The organism is Romboutsia sp. 1001713B170207_170306_H8 (genome assembly GCF_015550495.1).
Classification (GTDB): domain Bacteria; phylum Bacillota; class Clostridia; order Peptostreptococcales; family Peptostreptococcaceae; genus Romboutsia_E.
The window spans coordinates 724,527-746,302 of sequence record NZ_JADNAX010000001.1 but is presented as its reverse complement, the minus strand read 5'-3'; the positions used below and the strand labels follow the sequence as shown (position 1 = coordinate 746,302).

The 21,776-nt window shown below is 26.7% G+C and carries 24 protein-coding genes; 5 read left to right on the top strand and 19 right to left on the bottom strand.

Annotation, left to right across the window (positions count from 1 at the left end; genetic code table 11):
• Positions 1-10: 10 nt before the first annotated feature.
• The 3 genes from I2A66_RS03565 to pduA are packed head-to-tail and all read right to left on the bottom strand — an operon-like array spanning position 11 to position 2,834.
• Positions 11-1,672, bottom strand: coding sequence for a propanediol/glycerol family dehydratase large subunit (locus I2A66_RS03565; RefSeq protein ID WP_122639976.1), 1,662 nt, complete (start codon positions 1,670-1,672; stop codon positions 11-13).
• A gap of 30 nt (positions 1,673-1,702) precedes the next feature.
• A complete protein-coding gene (gene pduB / locus I2A66_RS03560) occupies positions 1,703-2,527 on the bottom strand; it encodes a propanediol utilization microcompartment protein PduB (protein ID WP_122639977.1) in 825 nt (274 codons plus the stop codon).
• 28 nt (positions 2,528-2,555) lie between these two features.
• Positions 2,556-2,834: a propanediol utilization microcompartment protein PduA gene (pduA, locus tag I2A66_RS03555; RefSeq protein ID WP_122639978.1), complete on the bottom strand. Its 279-nt coding sequence runs from the start codon at positions 2,832-2,834 to the stop codon at positions 2,556-2,558.
• Positions 2,835-3,225: 391 nt separating this feature from the next.
• Between pduA and I2A66_RS03550 the strand changes: the two genes are divergently transcribed.
• Positions 3,226-4,368, top strand: coding sequence for a 1-propanol dehydrogenase PduQ (locus I2A66_RS03550; protein ID WP_122639979.1), 1,143 nt, complete (start codon positions 3,226-3,228; stop codon positions 4,366-4,368).
• A 57-nt stretch (positions 4,369-4,425) separates the two neighbouring features.
• Here the strand turns inward: I2A66_RS03550 and I2A66_RS03545 are convergent, their stop codons facing one another.
• The 3 genes from I2A66_RS03545 to asnB all read right to left on the bottom strand — a co-directional run bounded on the left by I2A66_RS03545 (position 4,426) and on the right by asnB (position 8,338).
• The gene (locus I2A66_RS03545; protein WP_122639980.1) at positions 4,426-5,193 is read right to left on the bottom strand and encodes a response regulator; all 768 of its coding nucleotides are present in this window, start codon (positions 5,191-5,193) and stop codon (positions 4,426-4,428) included.
• A complete protein-coding gene (locus I2A66_RS03540) occupies positions 5,186-6,430 on the bottom strand; it encodes a sensor histidine kinase (RefSeq protein ID WP_122639981.1) in 1,245 nt (414 codons plus the stop codon). The genes I2A66_RS03545 and I2A66_RS03540 overlap by 8 nt, the downstream gene beginning before the upstream one ends.
• Before the next feature lie 69 nt (positions 6,431-6,499).
• Entirely contained in the window at positions 6,500-8,338 is a 1,839-nt protein-coding gene (asnB, locus tag I2A66_RS03535) for an asparagine synthase (glutamine-hydrolyzing) (protein WP_147516702.1), read from the bottom strand.
• Between the two features lie 150 nt (positions 8,339-8,488).
• Here asnB and I2A66_RS17760 point away from each other — a divergent pair, with 150 nt between their 5' ends.
• Positions 8,489-9,043, top strand: coding sequence for a metal-dependent hydrolase (locus I2A66_RS17760; RefSeq protein ID WP_306666827.1), 555 nt, complete (start codon positions 8,489-8,491; stop codon positions 9,041-9,043).
• A 57-nt stretch (positions 9,044-9,100) separates the two neighbouring features.
• Here I2A66_RS17760 and I2A66_RS03525 read toward each other — a convergent pair whose 3' ends face one another.
• Both I2A66_RS03525 and I2A66_RS03520 read right to left on the bottom strand, forming a co-directional pair.
• Positions 9,101-9,697: a TVP38/TMEM64 family protein gene (locus I2A66_RS03525; RefSeq protein WP_122639984.1), complete on the bottom strand. Its 597-nt coding sequence runs from the start codon at positions 9,695-9,697 to the stop codon at positions 9,101-9,103.
• Between the two features lie 164 nt (positions 9,698-9,861).
• Positions 9,862-10,761: a mechanosensitive ion channel family protein gene (locus I2A66_RS03520; RefSeq protein WP_122639985.1), complete on the bottom strand. Its 900-nt coding sequence runs from the start codon at positions 10,759-10,761 to the stop codon at positions 9,862-9,864.
• Positions 10,762-11,034: 273 nt separating this feature from the next.
• Between I2A66_RS03520 and I2A66_RS03515 the strand changes: the two genes are divergently transcribed.
• Positions 11,035-11,232 (top strand): cold shock domain-containing protein, encoded by a 198-nt coding sequence (locus tag I2A66_RS03515; protein ID WP_122639986.1) that lies wholly within the window; start codon positions 11,035-11,037, stop codon positions 11,230-11,232.
• Positions 11,233-11,406: 174 nt separating this feature from the next.
• Entirely contained in the window at positions 11,407-11,838 is a 432-nt protein-coding gene (locus I2A66_RS03510) for a hypothetical protein (RefSeq protein ID WP_147516703.1), read from the top strand.
• A gap of 43 nt (positions 11,839-11,881) precedes the next feature.
• On the opposite strand, the gene I2A66_RS03505 is transcribed toward I2A66_RS03510, so the two are convergent.
• From I2A66_RS03505 to deoC, 6 genes are all read right to left on the bottom strand, one after another.
• A complete protein-coding gene (locus I2A66_RS03505) occupies positions 11,882-12,226 on the bottom strand; it encodes a BMC domain-containing protein (RefSeq protein ID WP_122639988.1) in 345 nt (114 codons plus the stop codon).
• A 26-nt stretch (positions 12,227-12,252) separates the two neighbouring features.
• Positions 12,253-12,684: a EutP/PduV family microcompartment system protein gene (locus I2A66_RS03500; RefSeq protein ID WP_122639989.1), complete on the bottom strand. Its 432-nt coding sequence runs from the start codon at positions 12,682-12,684 to the stop codon at positions 12,253-12,255.
• Between the two features lie 4 nt (positions 12,685-12,688).
• Positions 12,689-13,036 (bottom strand): BMC domain-containing protein, encoded by a 348-nt coding sequence (locus tag I2A66_RS03495; RefSeq protein ID WP_122639990.1) that lies wholly within the window; start codon positions 13,034-13,036, stop codon positions 12,689-12,691.
• Positions 13,037-13,107: 71 nt separating this feature from the next.
• Positions 13,108-13,644, bottom strand: coding sequence for a flavodoxin domain-containing protein (locus I2A66_RS03490; RefSeq protein WP_164489032.1), 537 nt, complete (start codon positions 13,642-13,644; stop codon positions 13,108-13,110).
• Positions 13,645-13,770: 126 nt separating this feature from the next.
• Complete coding sequence (locus I2A66_RS03485) at positions 13,771-14,322, bottom strand: fascin domain-containing protein (protein WP_195250972.1); 552 nt, start codon at positions 14,320-14,322, stop codon at positions 13,771-13,773.
• 201 nt (positions 14,323-14,523) lie between these two features.
• Positions 14,524-15,174 carry a deoxyribose-phosphate aldolase gene (deoC, locus tag I2A66_RS03480; RefSeq protein ID WP_147516705.1) on the bottom strand — a complete coding sequence of 217 codons (651 nt, stop codon included), beginning with the start codon at positions 15,172-15,174 and terminating at the stop codon, positions 14,524-14,526.
• A 189-nt stretch (positions 15,175-15,363) separates the two neighbouring features.
• Between deoC and I2A66_RS03475 the strand changes: the two genes are divergently transcribed.
• Positions 15,364-16,371, top strand: a complete 1,008-nt coding sequence (locus tag I2A66_RS03475; RefSeq protein ID WP_122639994.1) for a LacI family DNA-binding transcriptional regulator — start codon at positions 15,364-15,366, stop codon at positions 16,369-16,371.
• 76 nt (positions 16,372-16,447) lie between these two features.
• Here the strand turns inward: I2A66_RS03475 and I2A66_RS03470 are convergent, their stop codons facing one another.
• The 5 genes from I2A66_RS03470 to I2A66_RS03450 form a co-directional block, all read right to left on the bottom strand.
• Positions 16,448-17,536, bottom strand: a complete 1,089-nt coding sequence (locus tag I2A66_RS03470; protein ID WP_243113365.1) for a tetratricopeptide repeat-containing glycosyltransferase family 2 protein — start codon at positions 17,534-17,536, stop codon at positions 16,448-16,450.
• A 175-nt stretch (positions 17,537-17,711) separates the two neighbouring features.
• On the bottom strand, positions 17,712-19,145 hold the full coding sequence (locus I2A66_RS03465) for an MATE family efflux transporter (RefSeq protein WP_147516706.1): 1,434 nt from the start codon (positions 19,143-19,145) through the stop codon (positions 17,712-17,714).
• Between the two features lie 141 nt (positions 19,146-19,286).
• On the bottom strand, positions 19,287-20,432 hold the full coding sequence (bioF, locus tag I2A66_RS03460; RefSeq protein WP_195250970.1) for an 8-amino-7-oxononanoate synthase: 1,146 nt from the start codon (positions 20,430-20,432) through the stop codon (positions 19,287-19,289).
• Between the two features lie 18 nt (positions 20,433-20,450).
• On the bottom strand, positions 20,451-21,242 hold the full coding sequence (locus I2A66_RS03455; protein WP_195250968.1) for a 6-carboxyhexanoate--CoA ligase: 792 nt from the start codon (positions 21,240-21,242) through the stop codon (positions 20,451-20,453).
• Positions 21,243-21,245: 3 nt separating this feature from the next.
• Entirely contained in the window at positions 21,246-21,749 is a 504-nt protein-coding gene (locus I2A66_RS03450; protein ID WP_122639999.1) for a hypothetical protein, read from the bottom strand.
• Positions 21,750-21,776: the final 27 nt, after the last annotated feature.

Here is a 21,776-nt window from a genome sequence, read left to right as displayed (position 1 = left end):
CACCTCTTTCTTAATAATCTTCTGGGCTTTTAGCATTAGTTATATTTTTTATTTCTTCCCATCTTTCCCCTTCAACTTGGTATCCAGTTTTTGGCCCATTGTAAGTATTTGGGCAGTTTACAGCACTTTGAACTTTAAAATCTTTATCAAGTATAGCGGCTGTGTGTAAATAGTCTCCAGCTACTTTTTGCTTAGTTAATCTAAATACACTATTAGCTACATCTTCAAATCCAGCTCTATAAAGAGCTTTTATTATATCTACTCCAGTAACACCCCTTGCCATCATTTCTTCTGCAGCTTTTAAATCTTCAACTACATTTCTATCTGGCATATCTTTACTACCATGAGCATAAGTTGCAGCTTCTACTTCTTCATCAGTTATTTCTGTAAGGCCAAGTTCTTTGAATAATCCTTGTATTGCTCTTGCTGCTTTATTTCTTACTCTTATAACATCCTCTTCAGCAACTGGACGAAGGCCTCCATCTATCTTTAAATCTCTTTGAATTATATTCCAGTCATCATAATCTTCTGCATCCCAGTTAGAACCTGCAAACATATTATCATAGTTAGGTGTTGCACTATATCCAGAGCATATAAAATCAGTACCTGGTACCATTTGCATTAAAGAACGAGCAACTCTTCTTAAATCAGAGTGAGTAAATGTTTGGTCATTACTTGAAGCACACTCTAGGTCAAGCATTGCTGCTATTAGATTTTCTGCAAGTATTGCTCTTATACCACTTGGAACACCTGCAGGAACTCCAACACAACTTACTGAACCATTTTGTATTCCTTGAACTCCACAACCTTTAGTTACATATAAGCATCTAGCTTCTAAGTACAGCATTGACTTACCTTCAGCATATCCCATTTGAACTTCTGATCCTGTTCCTGAAGTAAATCTCATTTTTAAACCTCTTGAAGCATATGAAGATGCTAAGAATCCCTTAGACCAAGGCGTATCATCTCCATCCATAAATACCGGCTCTGTTCCATAAACTGAAACTGTTTCAGCATATGCAGTAAATCCTTTCATACCTAATTCAAGTTCTGTTGCTTCTTCAACAGCACACTGAGTAAGTATACCTGGTCTACCAACTTGTGCACCAACCATTATAGCTAATGCATTAAATGGAGCATATCTGACTATACCAACTGTAGTTTCTTGCTCATCAAATCCTCTAAGTGCAGCTTCTGCTGCATCTGCTGCTATTTGTATTGGATTATCTTTTACATTTGTAACATGGCACTGATTAGATGGTGTTTGTCTTGCCCTCATCTTAGTCATTGACATCATCATCTCAAGTACATTCATTTGAGATACAACTTCAGTTATTTTTGCTGGAGTCATAGCAGTAGTTAATTCTACTATTTCACTCCTTGGAACATTTATATCAACAAGCATTCTTGCTAATTGTAAAGAATCCATCTTCATAACTTCTTCTGTTTTTTCTAAGTTTATAGCATGATCAGCTATAAAATAATCAAGCATATCAAAGTCTTTTCTTAATTTTCCATCTAACTCTACAACAACTCCATTTTCTAATTTTATACTTGGAGTTGGATCATTAGGTCCTTCCATTGCTATTAAACCAACTTCTGGCCACTCTTTTACGAAACCATCTTGATTTACTGGTCTATTTGCTAATACTTCAAAACGTTTAGATTTCAAAAAACTCACTCCCCTCTAACCTAATTAAATTTATATATATGGTACTGTAGTTGAAACTATATCGTCACTTCCTAAGCTTCCTAATACTTGTTTTCCTACATCTCTTGCAGCTATTATCGCCTGTCTTACAGCTCCAGAATCTCCTGAGAATGTAAGGATTACCTCATTTGAAAAACTTGTTCCTCCGTTACCAGGTGTAGAATATCCAACTATATCAACATTTGCAGCTTTTACAGCAGTATCTGCTAATAATACTCCTATAGCAGCAGGAGCTCCAACTGTTATACCAAAAGATTTTCCTATTGGTGCCCCAAAAGCCTTGTTTAAAGCGTAGCTAGCTCTTGCAGTATATTGGAATTCTAAATGCCCTGCATCAGTTCCATATACATCTCCAAAAGTTCTATTTAATTCTTTTAATGTAACCTCAACTGCTCTTCTTGCATCTGAAACATCTTCTGCACCAAATATAATTAAAGACCCATGTCCTGCTCCACCTTTTGTATCTCTTGGAAGTTCAATTAATACAATTTCACTATTTGTTGCTTTTACGGCTTCATCTGCAGCAAATATATGTGGTCCTGCACCTGTTCTACCACCAACTATACCTATTGATCTAAACTTTTTATCTATGTTCATTAATTCATGTAAATTATAGTCTACATTAGCAATTACAAGTCCTATAGTATCACCTATAGCTGTTCCAACAAACTCAGTAAGTCCACAACCGCTTATATTAAATCCAGTACTTTCTTCAGCTACTGAAGCTTCGCATTCTACTACTTCTTCAGCTACTGGAGTATCTCCCATTTTTTTCATAACTTGATCCATTATTTTTGCCATTAAATCTTCATTCATATTACTTTCCTCCTTATAACCCTAATAATTAAATTTCATGTGGTAATATTTTTTCAACATCTGTATGTGGTCTTGGTATTACATGTATAGATACTACTTCTCCAACTTTTTCTGCAGCAACAGCTCCTGCATCAACTGATGCTTTAACTGCTCCTACATCACCTCTTACCATAACAGTTACAAGACCAGAACCTATTTTTTCATAACCAATTAATGTAACATTTGCTGATTTAACCATTGCATCTGCAGCTTCTATAGCTCCAACTAAACCTTTAGTTTCTATCATACCTAAAGCTTCTTTTTGCATGGTTACCCCCTTCCTAGGACTATTAAATGAAATCCTACACCATTAAAATTTTATATTTTTTTGTATATGCATATTATTATCACATACATCTTAATTAAATTTTATATTAATATTAGGGACAATTTCTTAACTTGTTAGTGCAAATTTCCATCCTATTTTAACTTTAAATAACTAAAATTTACTCTTGAAATCATTTTCCTATTATGAACTATAAAAGATTTATTTTACTTTTAATTATTTTTTATACTAAATATATACTTTTATGTTCTAAACTATAAATTATTGATATCTATGTGTAAATTTTTGTTATTTTATTTTTTATGGATAATCTTAAACTATAATAATTGTATAAAATTTAACATTTAAATATATATCTTAAGGAGGTATCATAATGAATGAAATAAATGCATTTTATATAAATCCTAAAATATCCTATGGTGAAAATTCACTTTGCTCTCTTAAAGAGTTTGGATTCACTAGGGTTTGTATAGCTACAGATAAATTTATGACTGAAAGTAAGTTAATACATAAAGTTACTGATATATTAGATGAAAATAATATTGACTATCATATTTTCGATGAAATAACACCTGATCCATCTACGAATATTATACAAAATGGGCTTTCTCATATAGTAAATCTAAAGCCTCATGCTTTAATTGCTGTAGGTGGTGGATCTGTTATAGATGCAGCTAAAGCTATAATGTATTTTTGTATTCAATTAAAAAAGAATTTTATAGATGAAGATAAAATTGAAAAACCATATTTTATAGCTATCCCCACTACTGCTGGAACTGGATCTGAAGTTACAAATTTCGCTGTTATTACTGATAATAATAGCAAATCAAAAATTCCCTTAAGAGATGATATTATGCTTCCTGATGAAGCAATTCTAGATCCTAAGCTAACAGCTTCAGTACCTAAAAATATAACAGCTTCAACAGCTATGGATGTGTTAACTCATGGTATTGAGAGTTATATTTCTACAAATAACAATATTTTTTCTCAAATGTATGCACTAGAATCTATAAAGCTAGTGTCTAATAACCTTTTGAAATGCTATAGAAATTTGAATAACTTAGAATATAGAAGCAATTTACAAATAGCATCCTGTATGGCTGGTATAGCCTTTAATAGTAGTGGTCTTGGAATAACTCATAGTATTGCTCATAGTATCGGTTCTGAATTTCATTTGCCACACGGCCTTTGTAATGCGATTATTTTACCTTTTGTAATAGAATATAATGGAAAAGATAAAAATACATGTAACAAATATCTAAAAATATTAGACTCAATAGGTTTATCTAATGTTAGTATAAAAAATGCTCCATTAATTTTGAAAACTTTTATAATTGAAATTAATAAAGCATTAGAAATACCATTAGACCTAAAAAGCTTAAATATATCTAAATCTCAATTTAAAAATTCAATTGATAGTCTAGCACAAACAGCTTATAAAGATATCTGTACTTTAACTAATCCAGTAAAGACAAACATAAATGATTTAAAAAGTTTAATACAATCACTTTATTAGAATAAAAAAATAAGCCAGATGATATGTCTTTTTTCAAGACATTCATCGGCTTATAGATTAACTAATAATTAAATTTTCATTTAAGTATCTCTCTCTATATTCACTAGGAGTTATACCTACTTTCTTTTTAAAAACTTTACTAAAATAATTTGATTTGCTATAAGATAGCTCTATAGCTATGTTTGATATTGGAATACTTTCATCTTCTAACATTTCTTTTGCTATATCAATTCTTATGTTAGTTAGATATGTTATAAAGTTAACTCCAGTTTCTTTTTTAAAAATTTTACTTAAATAATGTGGACTAAGATTAACATAGCTAGCAGCATCTTCTAATGTTATATTTTTATTTATATTTTTTTCTATGTAATTCAAAGTTTCCTTTACATAATTGTTTGATGGATTGTCTTTTGTTCTAATTGAATCAAGTACGTCACTATATTTAATCTTAGAGGTTTTATCAGTTAGTATGTATTTTAAACTTTCAATTATTTTTTGGGGTCTAATTGGCTTAACTAAATACTTATTAACACCTATATCTAGAACTCTATCTTTTATATGCAAATCATCATATGCTGTTGTTATAATAATATTAATTTTATTAAACTTAGATTTTATATATCTGCATAAATCTATTCCATTAATTCCAGGTATATTTATATCTAATAATATTAAGTCTAAATCAAATTTATCTATTATTGCTCTTGCATCTATTCCATTTATAGCTTCTTTTATATTTATATTATTTTTAAATTCTTCTTTTATAATTGATTTTATTCCTTCTCTTGATAAATATTCATCATCAACAATTAAAATATTATACATATATAGCCTCCTTATCAATTGGTAACCTTATTTTTACTAATGTACCATTGTTTTTTATATCCTCAGTGCTATATATTTGTAATTTATATTTATCTCCATATAAGTAGATTAACCTTTTATTTATATTATAAAGTCCTATACAATCTTTATTTTTTAAGTATTCATATCCAGATAATATGTTTTCTATTTTCTTCTTACTTATTCCATCTCCATTATCTTTTATCTCGATTATAAAGTCTTTATCTTTCTCATATGCATGAATATTTATATATCCACCAGATATTCTAGGTTCTACAACATACTTCACAAAATTTTCGACTATAGGCTGTAATATCATATAAGGACATTCTACATTGTAAAATTTTTTTTCAACATCTATATCATATTTTAGCCTTTCTCTAAATCTAACTTTTTGTATTTTTAAATAATTTTCAATATAGTACAACTCATCTTCTAAATATGCAGTACTAGAATTATCTTTTCTCAAACTATATTTAATCATATCAGAAAAATTATAAACAAGATCTTCTGTTTTATAAGCTTTCTCTAAACGTGCCATATTAGCTATACTATTCATAGAGTTAAACATAAAATGTGAATTAATTTGGTAATGTAAAGATTTCAGCTCAGCTTCTTTTAAATCTCTTTCTAATTCTATTCTTTTATTTTCTTCTTCCATTAATTTAGTTGTTTTATTATTTAATTCCTCTTTTACAACTCTTAAAAATTCGCTATCTACCATATATTTAGACATTTGATAAATTAAATTTGCTGCATCTTCCACATCTTTATAAGTTTTAACTTTTATATCTTCATATGCTTTATAAATTTCTTTACTATTATTCCAATTTGTATGTCTACCAAAATCACCTATTCTCTCATCATCACTATCTTTTATTTTTATTTGACCACAAAGTATTGCTCCTACGTAATTATCTTCTATCATTATGGGTACTGCAAAGTCATACAATCCTGTATGACATTTATATATATAAGGCTTCTTACTTATAGCTGATTGTACACCTCCGTATGCATCACATTTATAACACATTTCAGCCATTTTTTCGTCTTTTCTAATAAGATTGCAGAAATCTGTAAAATTACTAGGTTTAGTAATAGGTTCTCCATTATGCTTTACCGTAATAGCAGATAATTTTGTAGTGTCAGAAAAGCTATCTTGTATACTTTGTAATACTTTTACGTCAATTAATTTATCTAACTCAATCATACTAATCATATAGTAACGCCCCTAACTAATTAAATTTCCCCTTTTTAATGTTCTTTAATATGATTTTATCATACTTTTTTAAAATGTAATTTCTTTTTTTTCTATAAATAGTTCATACCATAAACAATATGAAAATATGGTCCAAATTTTTCTCGAGTTATCTTTTATATCTTTTATGTGCTCATATAAGAGTTTATCAACATATGGTTTGTCTATTGTATCATCTATATTAGCATTTGTTATTGTTTCTTTAACAATATTACCTAATTCACTTTTTAACCAAACCCTTATAGGTGTCGGAAATCCTAATTTTTTCTTATACACAATATTATCAGGGATAATGTCTTTAAATGCTTCTCTAAGCAATATTTTTGTATTTCCACTATTTATCTTTTGATCTAGCTTAATATTACTTGCTACGTCTAACACCTCTTTATCTAAAAAAGGTACCCTTAATTCTATTGATGATGCCATAGACATTTTATCTGCTTTTTGAAGTATATCCCCTTGTAACCATGTGTTTAAGTCCACATATTGCATTGTTGTTACATAGTCATAATTTTCATTACTAGCTTCTTTATATATATTCTCTAATAATTTATCATAATTATAATTGTTACTATAATCCTTAAGTAATTTTTCAGTTTCATAATTTTCAAATATTTTAGCATTTCCTATATACCTTTTGTTTAGTTCTGTTGTTGCTCTATATAAATAATTTTTCCCTTTAATATTCGGTATTTTTAGCGATATTTTATTTATAATTTGTTTTACATAACTTGGCATATTATATATACCTTTTATACTATTATATTCATTATATATATTATAACCTCCAAAAAGTTCATCTGATCCTTCTCCTGATAAAACTACTTTAACATGCTTGCTAGCTTCTTTTGATAATAAGTATATACCAACTTGAGAAGGATCTGCTACTGGGTCATCTAAGTGATACATTACCTTAGGCAAAGATTTGATATAATCCTGTTCATTTACTATTATAGGTATATTTTCTATATTTAATTTCTTCGCGGTTGTTTTAGCATAATCTAATTCATTATATCCATCAACATCAAAACCAACTGAAAATGATTTTATATTAGGATTAATTTGTGATGCTATAGAAGATATAATCGTAGAATCTATTCCTCCCGATAAAAACGTACCTATATTAACATTTGCTATCATATGCTTTTTTACAGAATCTATTACAACATTTCTAACATCGTCTGTACTTATATTTTTAGTAATGTTAAAGTTAAAATTTGAATATTTTTCAAATCTTAATTTATTATTCTCTATAATAAAAAAGCTACCTGAAGGCACTATCTTTATTTTATCAATCATAGTTTCATCTGGAAGCACATATTGAAAAGACATATAACTTTGTAAACTCTTTTTATTTACTTTTACATCATTTATTATTTCTAATAAAACCTTATATTCTGATGAAAATGCAATAAAGTCATCTTCTTCTAAATAATATAATGGTTTTATTCCAAAATAATCTCTCGCTCCAAATAAAGTTTTTTTGCTCTCATCAAAAATTAAGAATGCAAACATTCCTCTCAAATCATTTAAACATTCTTTTCCCTTATCTATATAAGAAGTTAATAATACCTCTGTGTCACTTTTTGTATTAAACTTATATCCCTTAGATTCTAATTTACTTTTTATATCTTCGTAGTTATATATTTCACCATTAAATACAATTACGTTTTTGTCCTTTTCCATAGGCTGTTTACCACTATCAAGATCAATTATACTAAGGCGTTTAAAACCAAATTCTACCTTTTTACATTTATAAAATCCTGTATAGTCTGGTCCTCTATGATCTATTAATTCTATTATTTTTTCAATATGTATTCTATTCTCTTTATTTTCATTTTTATAATATATAGATACATGACCACACATAAAGTTTCCTCCAAAAATTTAGTTTTTTACTTTATATCATAGTCTTATCTATAGTTAATAATTTTATTCTTAATTAAGATATCAAATCATTAGTATAAATTACTTTGAAAAATAATTATATATGATTTATAATTAAATAAATTACAATATATGTCAACTGGAGGAATTATGACAAAAGAAACTCATACTAAAGGAGGATATATCTTTGCATTATTATCTCTCCCATTAATATATAATAATTATATACTTAAATATAATTTTTACTATAGGATAATACTTTTATTAATTTATATTTATTTTTCTTATTTTGGATCTTTACTTCCAGATATTGATATGAGAGGTTCTTATATTAGTAAGAGATTCCCCTTTGTTTATAAAAAAATCGGAAAACATCTTAAACATAGAGGATTCACTCATAGCTTACTATTTTTAAGTGTTTTATATTTTTTAAGTGATCTACTTCTAAAGTATACTGATAACAATATTGTATTTATTTGCTTGTGTGCTGGAATAATTATTGGTTCTATGTCTCACATTTGTCTTGACTTATTAACAAAGGAAGGTGTTGAGTTATTTTATCCTATTACAATTAACTTTTCTATATTATCTATAAAAACTAGTTCTAAATTAGAAAAAAATATTTGCAAGTTTTTGAATTTAGTAGTTATTTTCTTACTTGGATATAGATTTTATATACTGATTTAATAGTATAAATAAAAATGAGAGTATTACAAAATAATATTGATTTACTCTCATTTTTTCTTATATATTTTCATTTAATTTTAATTCTTCTTCATTACGATCTAAACTTGAATTTACTCTATTACCTATTTTCCATGCTAAAAATACTACTAATATAAAGGTTAATATCTTTATTGGACTTGTAATAAAACCTTTCATATCACTTCCTATATAACTTATTACTATAAACATTATAAATTTTCCACTCAACATTGCCGTTGTAAAGTATTTAAATTCATATTTACAAATTGCAGATGCTACAGTTACCAAACATGTAGGTATAAATGGACATGAATAAGCTATAAATAACAACTTAAAACCTTTATTTTTGACTTTATTTACTATTTTTTCTATTTTTTCATTTTTATATTTATTAATTAGTTTACTACCACTAAGCTTGCTAACAATAAAAAATACTGCTATTGTTCCAAGGCTAGAACCTATCCAAGATATTATAAGTCCCATACCCATACCAAAAACTGCTGCATTTATTGTAACTATAGCTACTAATGGTAATACAGGTACAAAACTTTCTATAAATGTGCTAAATAATCCTACTAACATAGTAAGAAATAAGTAATCTTGTGCTAAGTTAAATAATTCTTGAATATGCTCCATATGTCTTCTCCCTTATTACAATTGATAGTTATAACTAAAGTATACAATAATTTTATTAAATCTATCTTACATTTTAATTACAATTTTGTAAAAGTTTTATTACTATTTTTAAATTTTTACATAAAAAAACCTTATAAATCAAAATAATTTATAAGGTTTTTTTCTTAATTTGCTTTTTTTATATTTTCATGTTTATAGTTAACATGTAAATCCATTTGTGGATATGGTATTATTATATTTTCTTCATCAAATCTTACTTTAACTTGTTCTAGTAAGTCATAATATATAGTCCAGTAATTTTCTTTTTTACACCAAACTCTAACTCCAAAATTAACAGAATTTTGAGCATGCTCTACTATTCCTATAAATGGTGTTGGTTCTTTCTCTATTAATGGATGTTTATATATTATTTCCTGTAATACATCTCTTACTTGAACTACACTATTTTCATAACTTACATTAAATATTAAGTCTACTCTTCTATGTTCTTTAGCCGAGAAGTTTATTAGACTATTATTTGATAAAGTTCCGTTTGGTATAAGTGCAACTTTATTATCTATTGTTAATAGGCTAGTATAAAATACACCTATTTGTTCAACAGTTCCTTCATATCCTGCTGCTTGTATATAATCACCAACTTTGAATGGTCTAAGTAAAAGTATTATAAATCCTCCAGCAAAATTAGACAAAGTTCCTTGAAGTGCTAAACCTATTGCAACCCCAGCAGATGTGAATAAAGCTACTAACGCTGTAATTTGTACATTCCATAATAATGTAACAACAAGTATTACTAATAAACTTTTAAGTCCTCCAACTGTAAATGACCTTAAGAATCTCCTTAATGTAATATCAACGTCTCTTTTTTCTAAATATTTATCAAACTTACTAACTAGTGTTTTTATAAGCTTAAACCCTATAGACAATATTACTAATCCTATTATAAGCCTTATACCACTTTCTATAAACCAGCTAATAAACTTATCTACTAAAGTTGCTGTATTGGTATTTTGAAGTGTTAATTGAATTTGATTTAATGTAGTTTCAATTTCTTTATCATTCATCATTAAATCCTCCTTTGTAACATTTTATCCTAAAATAACTCATACTATCATTTTTTATAATATATTACACTATTTTTTTTGATATGTCTATAATCTATAGCTTATAATCGTTATTAATATATACATATAATAATATTGAATTTTTCTAAAATTTTTTATTTTTTTTAATATATACTTGCATTTATATTTTTTTTATGTTAATATTAGATAACAGACAAGATAAGGTAATTAATCATCTTGATTGTTTGTATTTTTTATATAATTTGGAGGTTCACAATGAACGGAATAGTAAAATGGTTTAACAGCGAAAAAGGATTTGGATTTATATCTGTAGAAGGTGGAGATGACGTATTCGTACATTTCTCAGCTATACAAGGTGAAGGATTCAAAACATTAGAAGAAGGACAAGCAGTTAGCTTTGAAATAGTTGACGGAGCTAGAGGTCCTCAAGCTGCTAACGTAAACAGAATATAATTTATTTTTAATATAGATTTATTCAGAAAAAAGAAGCTTTTTAGCTTCTTTTTTTGTTATATAAAACTATAGAGCCCCCATTATTTACCTAAAGCTTTTTTCTGAACATGGTGTTAAAATATATCCAGGGCAAGTAAATAATTTTTATAAAATATTTTATCGGGGGTTTTAAAATTGAATACAAATCAGTCTATTTTATCAAATAATTTTTTAGATTTATACACATCACCTAATATATGTAATTATTGTAAAAGTAATAACTTATCAATACTTACATCAAAATCAAAGTCAAAATATACATACTGTATAGATTGTAATTTAGATGAAGAATCAGCTTTTAAACACTATTTTTTAGATGAAATTTTATGTTTTATAAAATCTGAATTAAAATCATTTGATAATAAATTATTATTTAGTATTAAACTTGATTTACATAATTCTGATGGTTTTATTGATTTATTTATTAATAATATAAAATCAAGTAAATTTAAATTTGAGTACAGTTTATCTGAAAAAGAACGCTATCATTTAAAAATTACTATTTTATATTTAATTCATGATTATACTGATACATCAAATATAGAAATTAACTATATTAATTTCTAATATTATAAAAGCCTAAATTATTTTTATAATTTAGGCTTTTATTTTAAGTTGTAGTTATATTTGTAACATCAAAATTAAGAGTACTCTCTAATGTTATAAGTATAGCTTTAATTGCTTCTTCAACATAACTAAAATCTCCTGTTATAATCATCGATCCACTAAATCTATCTACATATTCTAATGATACATTTGATGATTCAACAGCAATATTAGAAGCTACCATTACAGTTTCACTTGGAGTTATTGTTAAAATTCCCATAGAACACTTTTTATCTATAAGACCTATTTTTTTATATAAATCCTCTTTGGGATTTGATATTATATGAGCTAATGATATTTGTTTACCTGGAACTGACTCTTGTATTATTCTTTGTTTTTCTTCATACATTTTATTACTCCATTTTTAATATAAATTTATATTAAACTTAAATACTCTACTAATTCATTTATCCCTATATTATCTATTGTATCTACTTTAAATATTTCCTTAACTCCAGCTAATTTCAATCTATCATATGCAACTTTTATATCATACTCATCTGCCCTAGAAATCTTTGTAATAATCCCTATTACATCTTTACAAAACATAGTTGCAAATCCTGGTGCTATATAGTTCTCTTGTTGAGTACAATCATATACTAAAGCTATAACTTTTGCATCCACTGCAGTTGTCGCTAAAGAGGTATACATCCATCTATTCTCCATAAATTCTCCAGGAGTATCTATGGCATCACTATATATTTCTACAGATTGAGTTTTTCTATACTTTATATCTAAATCGTGCAGTTTTTGACATAATGTAGTTTTTCCACTACCAGTTTTACCCATAAATATTATTTTTTTCATAAAGCTAAGACCTCGTTATCTTTGTAGTTGTAAATTTTAATGTATTGCCTAAAATCATAAGAACTTTATTTAATGCTGATTCTATAGAACTTATATCTCCCGTTATAACCAAGGATCCACTAAATCTATCTACAAATCCTAGCGATACACCAGATGCTTTAGTAGCTATATCTGCAGCTATGATAGATGCTTCACTAGGTGTTATTGTAAGCACTCCAATAGCTTCTCGCTTATCAACTATAAGACCTATTTTTTGATATAACTCCTCCCTTGGACTTGCTATTATGTGTGCTAATGTAACTTGTTTACCAGGAACATATTCCTGTATAACTCTTTGTTTCTCTTCTCCCATATCTTTAGTAATCTCCTATATCCCTTATTTTACTTTTATGTAATTATTGTAACATATTTTTATATCATAATTTATTTATATTTATTTACTAAATCAACTATAGGCTTTATATACTCCTTACAAATCCAATTACCATATTTTCGACTAGTAGTTTCTATAAAAGCTCTTTCCCATTCTTCATACTGTGACTCATCTTTTTTTATAAGTATTTTTTTTGATATTTGAAATATAACCCTATCTATTGATTTCATCTTACTTTCATCAAAAGCTCCTCTTAAATAAAAACATGGTATATATTTCATTTCATCAGGAAAATTATTTGATTTTATATCAAATACAATTCCTGTATCAAATGGAGCTGCTCCTACTGCAAAAACTATAATTTTTTTATCTTCTAAATATTTATAATTGTTTTTTATGAAAGAAAATCCTGCAATGCCTCTAATATATAGTCCTCCACCATAAACTATAGTGCTATAATTCTTTAAACTATTTACTGATATATCTGATTTTCTATATAAATCTCCATTTATTTCTTCACTTAACCATTTAGCATACTTCTCTGTACTTCCATACTTTGATTGATATATAATAGCAGTTTTTCTCAATATCCTATCCTCCTTATATACCTTTCTTTATCTTCCTATTATGTATATTCTATATATAATTCAAATAACTCAAAAATAACTTATGTTTAAACAAAATTAAGGAGCCATATAAAGACTCCTTCACATTTAATAGTTTTGAACTTTTCTAAATTTAAATCTTGTTCTTGCTCCTGCATTTTCAGCTCTTGCTACTAACATATTATCTGATTCCCTAACTCTTACATAATATCCATTTGGAGCTAATAATACATACTCATTTTGACTAGTACTATATATATTAAATATAGATGCACCTTTATTATCTGTATCTGCAATTAAAAATCCTTTGTCATCAATTCTAATAAAATTTCCACCTCTAATTCTTATTTTAATTTGATTTCTATCAAGAAGTATCATTACAAATACTTGACCATCATTGAAGTATTCTCCTATTGAGTATAAATATCTATTCGCTCCTACTTGTACAAATTTATCATTAAATACAGATTTTATTTTTATTATAATCCTATTTGTATTTTCATTTGGTGATTGATTTGGAATTGGTGGAAAATTTGGAAATCCTCCAGGTTGATTTTGTTCATTGTTTGGTGGCATTACTGGTCCTGGTCCATATGGAGGTAAAATAATAGGACCCTTTCCTGGAACTATTAAAATTGGCATTCTACTTTTATTTTTCATGTCTATCCCCCTGTTGTAAAATTAATATTCACATTATATTATGTAATCAATATAGATAAAGTTCTATAATTCATAAGTAAGTATTTAAATCTAAAATTGATATACCATATATGCTATATTTCACTATTTAGCTCTAAATAAATTATTTACTAAAATATAAAATAAAATCTGGGTGATACTAGATCTCCCAGATTCTCATAATTATTTACATATAGTTATTGATGCTGATGCTCCTATTCTTGTAGCTCCATTATTTATCATAGTTAATGCATCCTCTTTAGTTCTAACACCACCTGATGCTTTAACACCCATTTCTTTACCTACTGTTTCTCTCATTAACTTTATATCACTAGCAGTAGCACCACTAGTTGAAAATCCTGTTGATGTTTTTACAAACTCTGCTCCAGCTTCTTTTGATAGCTCACATGCTATAACTTTTTCTTCATCAGTTAATAAACAAGTTTCTATTATAACTTTTGTTAATGCTCTTCCTTTAGCTGCATCTACAACCGCTTTTATATCATTTTTCACATACTCTAAATCTCTATCTTTTAGCTTTCCTATATTTATTACCATATCTACTTCTGTAGCACCTTTATTTATAACATCATCAGTTTCAAATGCTTTAACATTAGTAGTTGTAGCACCTAAGGGAAATCCTATTACTGTACAAACATCGACTTCTGTGCATTTTAATATATCTGACGCAAGTTCTACCATTGATGGGTTTACACAAACAGATGCAAAGTTATACTCTTTAGCTTCATTACATAATTTTACTACTTCGTCTCTTGTAGCTTCTGCCTTTAATATTGTATGATCTATCATTCTTTCTAATTTTATATTATTCATATGTACAATCTCCCTAATCACAGTATTTGAGTAATCGTTTACTCATTTTTACAAATTGATTATCTCATAATAAATATTTATTTGTCAATATTATTTTTAGCTTGTTTTGCTCATATTTACATTAATACTTTCATTTGTTATTATATCTTTATAATATTGACTAAAAATTACTTAATCTAAGGAGATTATATGAAAAAAAAAGATAACTTATCTATAAAAGAGGTTGCTAAACTTAGTGGTGTATCTGTTGCTACAGTCTCTAGAGTTATAAATAATAATGGAAGATTTTCTGAGGAAACACGTAAGAAAGTTTTAAGTGTAATACAAGAGTATAATTATACAACTAACATGGCTGCTAAAAGCCTTCGTATTAGTAAATCTAAGACCATCGGTATTATAGTTCCTAATATAAATAATACCTTCTTTTCTGAATTAGTCTTGGAGATTGAAAAATTCTTTTTTGAAAATAGTTATTCCGTATTTATTTGTAATACAAATCAAGATAAAAATAAAGAAATAGATTATATTAAAAGTTTAGATTCTAAATTGGTAGATGGAATTATTTGTATATCATCTATATCTGTTAATCCTATGAATTATATAAAAAGAAATATTCCTATTGTATACATCAATAATAGCGATTTTGATAATTCTTTTTGTATCGAGTGTGATCACTATATGGGAGGATTTTTAGCTACTGAGCACCTTCTAAAGAAAGGTTGTAAAAATATAGTTTTATTAACTAACAATAGAGATGCATCTGCTGTTAATCATAAGGTTAAGGGATTCGAAGATGCTATGCAAAAACATAACATTCCTATTTTACCTGAATTAATTTTAAAACTAGAATTAGTTGAAGGAGTTTTTGAAGATTGCCAAAAAGCTATATATAATTTAATCAAAAATAATACTAAGTTTGATGGTATATTTGCAACTAATGACTTAAGAGCTCATAGTGCTTTAGTTACATTGCAGCAAAATAATATTAATGTGCCTGATAAAGTTAAAATAATTGGTTATGATGATTCTTATGTGTCAAAGTATTCTAATCCTCCTATAACAACTATTTTACAAAATAAAAAAATACTAGCTTTAAAAGCATCAAACTTACTATTAAATCTGATGACTGACAAAAATATAAATTCAGATAAAAAAATTATTATTCCAACTGAGTTAATTGAAAGAAAAACTACTTAAATACTTAAATTAAAATAGACAATATCATACAAAATATAGTCTATTTTAATTTAAGTAAAAGTTTAAAATGTAACAATTATTTCTTATCATTTTTTATATTATTCATCTTCTCTTTAATTTGATTTCTATTATATTTAACAAGATAATCATCAGGTTTATATTTTCCTGCCATTTCATTGCAATAATAAGATTCTTCTATATTTCCTAACTTATAATAACATACACAAAGTTGAATCCATGGTAAATAAGTGTAAGTATCATGATTTATTAAGCTCATATCACCTTTTTTAGGTCCAGCTTGCAGTGCAAGCTTATACCAGTATACAGCTTCTTCTATTTTATTGTTTTCTAAAAATTTATATCCTAGTCTACAACAAAAATCCGCTCTTGGTATTCCATATTCAAAGGATTTAAGTATATATCTAAATTCATTTTCAGCATCATTTTTAAGTCTGTAACAATCTGCCAGTTTAGAACAAGCACCTTTTATATCTTCTTCCCATCCTTGATTTGTATTAATAAAATTTATATATTCTTTTATAGCATCATCATACCTTGAGTTATCATATAATTCATTTGCATAGTAATATATATCTCTTGTAGATAGCTTAATTCCTTTGGCTATTTGCTTTTCATAAATCTTTAAATTTCTATTTGAATATTTTTTTTCTTTTTTATGAACTATATTTATATCAGAGTCTATTATATTTCCCATAACATCTAAGTACTCATGAATAAAACCTACCCATTTAAAATTTTTACTTCTTTTTACTAATCTATTTCTTTTTAGTGAATATATAGGATTTCCATTGTTATCAGTGCTTAATATATAATTCATAGAAACAGCATCAATATTTTCATCTAAATTTTCTTTTAATAATTTTAATTTATTTTGATCTTTAAGTTCAATAATATCATCCGCATCAAGCCACAATATATAATCTTTACTTGCTTTTGAAAAAGCATAATTCCTAGCCTTTGAAAAGTCTTCGATCCAATCAAAGTAGTATACTTTTGCATTCAATTTTTTTGCTTTTTCTATAGTACTATCTTTAGATCCCGTATCTACTAATATAATTTCATCAACTATATCTTTTACACAATTTATACATCTACAAATAACATCTTCTTCATCTTTAACTATCATACACAAACTTATATCCATATTTCCCCCTATATAAAAATAGTAATCTCAATGAGATCACCTTATTTTCTATATAATATATTATTGTAAATAACTTATTTTCTACCTTAGATTAGCTACTTTACTATATGATTGTTTTTCATTGTATGTTACAAAAGACCTTAATCTTATATACTTCAAGATTAAGGTCTTTTTATTATATATTCATACCACTATCTATAATTTGTTTATTACTATCCTCTATACCTTCAACTTTCCTTGAGTCTTCTTCAAGTGGTTTTATTTCTTTATTATAAACATATTTAAAGCATATACAACTTAAAATAACTGATGCTATTTCAGATATTGGAAATGCCCACCATACACTATTTAAGTTACCTGTTTTTGAAAATAAATATGCTACTGGTAGTAATACTACTAACTGTCTACCTACTGATACAATTAAACTTAGTATACCATTTCCTAATGACTGAAACATTGAACCTAATATAATACAGAATCCAGCGAATAAAAAACTTAAACTTATTGTTTTTAAAGCTGGCACACCTATATTTATTAATTCTTCAGACGCATTAAACATATTAAGTAATTCTTTTGGAAATACCTGTAATACAAATAATCCTATAAACATCATTCCCATTGCATACATTATACTTATCTTCACTGTTTTTATCATTCTGTCTTTATTTTTCGCACCATAATTATATGATACAATTGGAACCATCCCATTATTTAATCCAAATACAGGCATGAATACAAAGCTTTGTAATTTAAAATATACACCAAATACAGCTGTTGCAGTAGATGTAAATACTATTAATATTTTATTCATTCCAAAGGTCATAGCAGATGCAATTGATCCCATTATTATAGATGGTATGCCTACTGAATAAATTTTCTTTATAATTTTTAAATCTGGTTTGAATCCTTTTACATTTATTTTTATTTCATTATTTTTTCTTATATTAAAATAAATTGCTAACATCATTGCTATTATTTGACCACTTACTGTAGCTATTGCAGCACCTGCTATCCCCATTTTAGGAAATCCAAATAATCCGAATATTAAAATTGGATCTAATATTATATTTATAATAGCTCCTAAACCTTGAGTTATCATTGTATAAAAAGTTTTTCCAGTTGACTGCATTAATCTTTCAAATACAAGTTGACCAAATAACCCAAATGATAACGTTGTACATATTACTAAATAAGAACAACCTCCATCTATAATATCTATTATATTAGTTTGACTTTCATAAAAAAGTCTTATACCAAATAATCCTACAAGTAAAAATAAAATATAACTCATTATAGCTAAGAATATTCCATTATTTGCAGCCTTATTTGCTTTTTCATAATTATTCTCTCCTAATGATTTAGAGAGTAATGCATTTATACCTACACCTGTTCCTGAAGCAACAGCTATCATAAAATTTTGTAATGGAAATGCTAGTGATACTGCTGTCAAAGCATTTTCGCTAATTTGTGATACAAATATACTATCGACTACATTATATAAAGCTTGAACTAGCATGGATATAATCATTGGTAATGACATTGTAATTAATAATTTATTTATAGGCATTATTCCCATTTTATTTTCACATTGATGATTTTTATCTTCCATAAACTCTATCCCCCCTATAATATTTTTAGTTGCATGCACAACTATATTTTCACAAATATTGGGTATTAAAACTAATAAATAGCTTATAATACCCATTCAATTGAATTGTAGTCTTGTTTATTTTCATTGTCAACTCATAAGTTAGATTTCTAATTTATATTTATTAATAATATCTATCACGTAATCTATATCTTCATAATTATGAGTTGACATAAGAGTTAGCCTTAATATTGTACAACCTTTTTTAACAGTAGGATTTCTTATTGCAGGTATGAAAATTCCATTTTCTAATAATAACTCACTTAGCTTAACTGCCTTTTCTTCATCTCCAATTAATATAGGTATTATTGGAGAATGAATATCTATTTCAAACCCTATTTCATTTAATCTTTTGCACGCATAAGATATATTATTAGATAGCTTTTCTACTAATTGTATATTTTCATCTATAATTTCTAAACTTTTAATAGCCCCACTTATAACTATATGTGAAAGTGCAGTTGAAAAAATAAAGCTTCTAGCTTTATTTCTTAAAAAATCAATTATACTTTCGCTTGCACAAACAAATCCACCTTCGCTCCCTATAGCTTTGCTTAATGTTCCTATAGTTATATCTGGCTTATATTTAAAATATTCACTACTACCTCTACCAGTTTTACCAATAACACCAGTAGCATGAGCATCGTCTAATATCGTAAGTAGGTTATATCTTTTAGATATTTCATATATCTTATCAAAATTACAAATATCACCATCCATACTAAAGACACTATCACTAACTATAATTCCGTTACTTGGATTTAAAGCTTTTATTTTATTCTCTAAATCTTTAACATTATTGTGCTTATATACTATTGTTTCGCCTTTAGACAATCTACAACCATCTACTATACTCGCATGGTTTAATTCATCACTAAATATATAGTAATTCTCATCACATATAGCAGAAATAACACCTAAATTAGCCATGTACCCTGTATTAAATATTAGTGCATCTTCATAGTTTTTAAATTCAGCTATCTTTCTTTCTAATTTTCTGTGTAAATCATAACTTCCTGTAGTAAGTCTTGATCCACCTGATCCTAATCCATATTTTTGTATAGCCTCTATTGCACTTTGTTTAACATCTTCATTATTAGAAAGTCCTAAGTAGTTATTCGATGACATTAAAAGCACTTTCATACCATCTACAGTCGTGTATTTATCTTGTGACTCACTTAAATATTTTATCTTTCTATATAAATTATTAGCTTTTATATATTCTAATTTTTTATTTATACTATTCATATTAATCTCCATATATAGCTACAACTTTGTACTTATCTCGTTATAAGATATACTTTGTTTTATATTTATGTTATTTTTTACTATGACTTTTGTATTTTCAATATAGTTTATAGTATCATTTAGTGTATATTCTTTGTCTAAAAAAGGGTCATATAAAAATATCCTTCCACCTCTTTTATCACCAATTTCTTTTAAATTATCAAATCTTATGTAACCATATTTTTTACAAGCAATATATCCTGCTGTATAATTAGGATCATCAGAGTAACAAATTTCTCCAAATATATTAGGAGCATTAGTTACTTTACTTGATAATGCTAGCGCCTCTGTAAAATGAGAATTATGTGCTTTACACTTATCTAAATGGTACAAACTATTATCCTCAAAGTCCATATAAGTTGCTCTTATACCTCTTGTTCTATCTTCTTCCAATCTTTCTAATGTATTTATGTCAAGTAGTATAGCACCTCTCATGTTTTTTATTTCTCTAAATAGCTTTAAAATTTTAATAGATTTATCATTATCTATACCTAACTTATTTAATATATATTTTATACATTCTAAACTCTCAAAAATATCATTAGTTTCTATTGTGGTAACTTCTAATGGATTTACAAATTCTAATTTACTCTTACTAATTTCTTCTATTTTTATATTTATAAAATCTGATTTTCCTTTGGAATGATTTCTTGCTCTTTTTAGTAATATAAATACTGCATCTTCTAAGTTATATTCATCAACTATACACTCTGCTCCAGATATATGTTCATCATTTTTAGATGATCTCATTTTTATACTATACAAACTCATAAATTAGTTCACCTTTAATTTCTTAATATAATCTTTATAAGGAGTAAGCTTTGTAATTTTTTCTATTAACTTATATATAAAATATGAAAATAGAACTGTGTATATCATTCCCGGTATAGATGTTATAAGTAATACTTTTAAGTTAACGCCTATTATTTTTGACATAACTACTCTGCTCATAAATGTTCCTATTGGTCCAACTAGTGAAACTACTATTAAACTAGTTCCAAAAACGCTTATGATTTCACCCACTACAATTCTAAATACCATTGCTACAACTACATTAAGTATTGTATGTGTTCCCATTATTAAATTTATAATGCTTGCTATCATTCCAGCAGATATATATTTTCTAAATCCAAATGTAGCACATATTCCTATTGCTATAGGAGCTGACATTTGAAATTCAGTTCCTGGTATAATACCAGGAAGTTTAAACGAAGCAGATAATGCTATTATCGTTGCTAAAAGAGCAACTAGTGTTATATTCTTACCATTACTTTTCATACTTTCCTCTTTAAAATATAAAGTCAC

What these genes read in the sequence shown, in the direction of transcription:
- I2A66_RS03475 (WP_122639994.1), top strand. Translation starts at nt 15,364, where the DNA reads ATGAAAAAAAAAGATAACTTATCTATAAAAGAGGTTGCTAAACTTAGT.
- I2A66_RS03465 (WP_147516706.1), bottom strand. Translation starts at nt 19,145, where the DNA reads ATGGAAGATAAAAATCATCAATGTGAAAATAAAATGGGAATAATGCCT.
- I2A66_RS03505 (WP_122639988.1), bottom strand. Translation starts at nt 12,226, where the DNA reads ATGTATGAAGAAAAACAAAGAATAATACAAGAGTCAGTTCCAGGTAAA.
- pduA (WP_122639978.1), bottom strand. Translation starts at nt 2,834, where the DNA reads ATGCAAAAAGAAGCTTTAGGTATGATAGAAACTAAAGGTTTAGTTGGA.
- I2A66_RS03550 (WP_122639979.1), top strand. Translation starts at nt 3,226, where the DNA reads ATGAATGAAATAAATGCATTTTATATAAATCCTAAAATATCCTATGGT.
- I2A66_RS03525 (WP_122639984.1), bottom strand. Translation starts at nt 9,697, where the DNA reads ATGGAGCATATTCAAGAATTATTTAACTTAGCACAAGATTACTTATTT.
- deoC (WP_147516705.1), bottom strand. Translation starts at nt 15,174, where the DNA reads ATGAATAATATAAAATTAGAAAGAATGATAGATCATACAATATTAAAG.
- I2A66_RS03495 (WP_122639990.1), bottom strand. Translation starts at nt 13,036, where the DNA reads ATGGGAGAAGAGAAACAAAGAGTTATACAGGAATATGTTCCTGGTAAA.
- I2A66_RS03450 (WP_122639999.1), bottom strand. Translation starts at nt 21,749, where the DNA reads ATGAAAAGTAATGGTAAGAATATAACACTAGTTGCTCTTTTAGCAACG.
- I2A66_RS03470 (WP_243113365.1), bottom strand. Translation starts at nt 17,536, where the DNA reads ATGGATATAAGTTTGTGTATGATAGTTAAAGATGAAGAAGATGTTATT.
- I2A66_RS03485 (WP_195250972.1), bottom strand. Translation starts at nt 14,322, where the DNA reads ATGAAAAATAAAAGTAGAATGCCAATTTTAATAGTTCCAGGAAAGGGT.
- I2A66_RS03545 (WP_122639980.1), bottom strand. Translation starts at nt 5,193, where the DNA reads ATGTATAATATTTTAATTGTTGATGATGAATATTTATCAAGAGAAGGA.
- I2A66_RS03515 (WP_122639986.1), top strand. Translation starts at nt 11,035, where the DNA reads ATGAACGGAATAGTAAAATGGTTTAACAGCGAAAAAGGATTTGGATTT.
- bioF (WP_195250970.1), bottom strand. Translation starts at nt 20,432, where the DNA reads ATGAATAGTATAAATAAAAAATTAGAATATATAAAAGCTAATAATTTA.
- I2A66_RS17760 (WP_306666827.1), top strand. Translation starts at nt 8,489, where the DNA reads ATGTCAACTGGAGGAATTATGACAAAAGAAACTCATACTAAAGGAGGA.
- I2A66_RS03500 (WP_122639989.1), bottom strand. Translation starts at nt 12,684, where the DNA reads ATGAAAAAAATAATATTTATGGGTAAAACTGGTAGTGGAAAAACTACA.
- I2A66_RS03520 (WP_122639985.1), bottom strand. Translation starts at nt 10,761, where the DNA reads ATGATGAATGATAAAGAAATTGAAACTACATTAAATCAAATTCAATTA.
- asnB (WP_147516702.1), bottom strand. Translation starts at nt 8,338, where the DNA reads ATGTGTGGTCATGTATCTATATATTATAAAAATGAAAATAAAGAGAAT.
- pduB (WP_122639977.1), bottom strand. Translation starts at nt 2,527, where the DNA reads ATGAATGAAGATTTAATGGCAAAAATAATGGATCAAGTTATGAAAAAA.
- I2A66_RS03540 (WP_122639981.1), bottom strand. Translation starts at nt 6,430, where the DNA reads ATGATTAGTATGATTGAGTTAGATAAATTAATTGACGTAAAAGTATTA.
- I2A66_RS03455 (WP_195250968.1), bottom strand. Translation starts at nt 21,242, where the DNA reads ATGAGTTTGTATAGTATAAAAATGAGATCATCTAAAAATGATGAACAT.